The organism is Pseudomonas endophytica (genome assembly GCF_001411475.1).
Classification (GTDB): domain Bacteria; phylum Pseudomonadota; class Gammaproteobacteria; order Pseudomonadales; family Pseudomonadaceae; genus Aquipseudomonas; species Aquipseudomonas endophytica.
This window is the reverse complement of record NZ_LLWH01000120.1, coordinates 1-2,714: the sequence shown is the minus strand read 5'-3', so window position 1 is coordinate 2,714 and position 2,714 is coordinate 1. Positions and strand designations below refer to the sequence as shown.

At 56.1% G+C, this 2,714-nt stretch carries 2 protein-coding genes and 1 pseudogene; all 3 read right to left on the bottom strand.

Features of this window, described 5'->3' with window-relative positions:
- Positions 1-121 precede the first annotated feature (121 nt).
- Positions 122-244 (bottom strand): annotated as a pseudogene (locus AQS70_RS24025) (AraC family transcriptional regulator); the annotation flags it as partial.
- The gene (locus AQS70_RS09450) at positions 244-1,275 is read right to left on the bottom strand and encodes a hydrolase (protein WP_156355086.1); all 1,032 of its coding nucleotides are present in this window, start codon (positions 1,273-1,275) and stop codon (positions 244-246) included. The pseudogene AQS70_RS24025 and the gene AQS70_RS09450, both read right to left, overlap by 1 nt.
- Before the next feature lie 8 nt (positions 1,276-1,283).
- Positions 1,284-2,714 (bottom strand): M16 family metallopeptidase (locus tag AQS70_RS09445; RefSeq protein ID WP_156355084.1); only part of this gene is annotated, 1,431 nt, incomplete at its 5' end.

Here is a 2,714-nt window from a genome sequence, read left to right as displayed (position 1 = left end):
CTCCGGACTTTAGGAGCTGCCGCAGGCTGCGATCTTTTAATCTTGTTTGGGCGGTTCGCATGGTTTGCAACCGCTACGCGCTCGATCGCAGCCACAATACGGCGGCTGCAGATTGGACTGCCACAAAACCATCATGCCCTGGGGGCGCGAAGCGGTGCTCAATGTAACGCGCAGTGAGCAATTCGACGCCGCTTAACGGTGGCACCTGCCAAAAGTGAATGGACTCAGCATGCTCCACATTCATTAGCTCAACTCGGCGTTAAGGCTGGCCAGCCACTGAGGGATTCGCCGTTCAAGGTAGTACTGCGGGGCTCTCAGAGAACCTTCGACGAAGCCGACATGCCCGCCCTTGGCGTGCAACTCCAGTTCGGTGCTGGCTGATAGCTCGTCAGGTTCGGGAATGCTGTGCTTGAACACAAAGGGATCGTCCTCGGACTGGATAATCAGAGTCGGTGTTTCAATGGCGCCCAGAAAGTAGCGGCTGGAGGCGCGGCGGTAATAGTCATCCACGTTTTGATAACCATTGAGCGGGGCCGTAACCCGGTCATCGAACTCCCAGAAGGTGCGCAATTTACTCAAGGACTTGAGGGTGCCCAGTTTGGCCAGTGTGGCCAGCCCTTCATGCCGGGCCTCGTGTTGAAACTGAAGGCGTTTATTTTTAACGTAGGTCACCATCTGGCGCATGAAATGCGCTTGATACACCTTCGAAAACCCTAGCCCGATGCGGTCGGCGCATTGGTCGAGGCGAAACGGCACCGAGACTGCGACGCCACCTTGCAGACCACTGGCACTGCCCGATTCGCCCAAATACTTAAGCAAAACGTTGCCGCCCAGCGAGTAACCCACGGCGTAGATCGGTACCAGCGGGTAGCGAGCCCGTAGGTGCGCAACCGCGGCGGCCAAGTCTTCACTGGCGCCTGAATGGTAGCTGCGTGCCAGCAAGTTGGGCTCTCCTGAGCAGCCGCGCCAATTTAAGGCAACGCTGGCCCAGCCTAGCTTCGCCAAAGCGCTTTGTTGGCCCGCAATGTAATGCGAGCCTGAAGAACCGGTTAAGCCGTGCAACACCAATACCAGTGGCTCATAGGCAGACGGTGTTCCGTGCCAGTCTAGGTCAAGAAAGTCGCCATCCTCGAGCCACAGGCGCTCGCGCTGTAATTCAACAACCGGTTTGGTACGCCACAGCGGCCCCCACAAGGTTTGCAAGTGAGGGTTGCGCAGGCTTGATGCGGGTGTGAACGGTGCCAAGGGTGATTCAGGGGAAGCGAGGACGCGCACTTAAGTTCTCAATCGGTGACGGGTGTTAGAAAGTGCTTAAGTTGCCACAACACGGCCCTCTGCCCAAGCAGTGAGTGTGGCCCGGTGTTTGTCCAATTGGTCGAATTGCACAAGGGTTGGCTGCTGTCTTCACCACTGTTGATGTCGGGCAGGGGCAATTGGGCAACGCTGGGGCCCAAAGTCAGCGTGGTCCATTGACTGTGGGCCAAATGCCGATTCATGGCTGCCTTAATCTGTGCCGTGGTCATTTTTTGGATTTCATCGGTTTTATGGGAGAAGTTCAATGTTTGATCGAAGCGGTTGATGACCTCCAGCTCATCCAGCAGATTTTTGTTGGTCGCCAGCAGTTGCGGCAACGCATGACGCAAGTATTTTTTGAGGGTGTTCAGTTGTTCTTCACTGGGGCCCGACTTGAGAAAATCAGCAAACAGCGCTTGGGCATGGCGCATAGCCTCTTGGCTGTATTGGGGGGGCGTGTTGAGCTGGATGACCCAGGTCGCGGTACCTTGAGCGGGTTCGATATCGGATTTGACCCCGTAAGTCACGCTGTGCTTCTCGCGTAATTGACCATTTAGGACATGGTTGAATATCACGTTGGCGATACGGATGGCGATAGCGTCGGGGTGCTGATCGGGCAAGGCATTTTGCGCCAGCATCAGCAGTGTTTGACTTGACGGGTCCTCAAGGTGCAGCGCTTGGCCTGCATTAACAGCGCCGACCATCATCTGTGGGGCTGGCAGTGCTGGGCCTTGCGGTAGCGCATCGGCAAAGGTTTGGCTGAGTGATCGGGCTTGCTCAGGTGTGAGATCGCCCACAATCACCATTTTAAGGTTACCCGCAGTGTAAGCACGTTGGTTAAAGTCCCTAAGCTGCTTAGCTTCGATGCGCTCTAGGCTGTCGCTTGTGCCGTAGATTGAGTGTGACGACGGCTGGCCAGGGTACAAGTGGGCGCGAATGTGGGCCAATGCGCGCATCTGCGGGATGATCTGCTCCAGCTCGAGGTCTGTTTGCAGGGCACGTTTGATTCGAGAAAGGTTTGCTTGGCTAAACTTAGGGCGTGTAAGGGTTTCAGTGAACAAGGCCATGACCGGGTTAAAGACTGCTGGCTCGCTCAGGCTTCTCAGGTTGAAGTAGCTCTGCTCGGCATTCAAGCCATGGGTGATTTTCACTCCATAACGATCAAACTCCCGGGCGATTTCGTCCGCTTGTTTAAGCGCAGAATCGACACTGAAAAGGGCTTGGGCCATGGCCGCTAACCCTGGGGTTTTGCCGTCGTAGTAGCTGCCGGCTGCAAAGCTGATTTTCAGATCAACCATGGGCACGCTGTGATTCTCCACGAACAGCACGCGGCTGCCTTGTTTGAGCGTCCAAGACTGGATTCGGGGAGCGCTGGTCACGCCTGTGGGTTCGCTCAGTTCGCGCAGTGATTGCAACGGCAA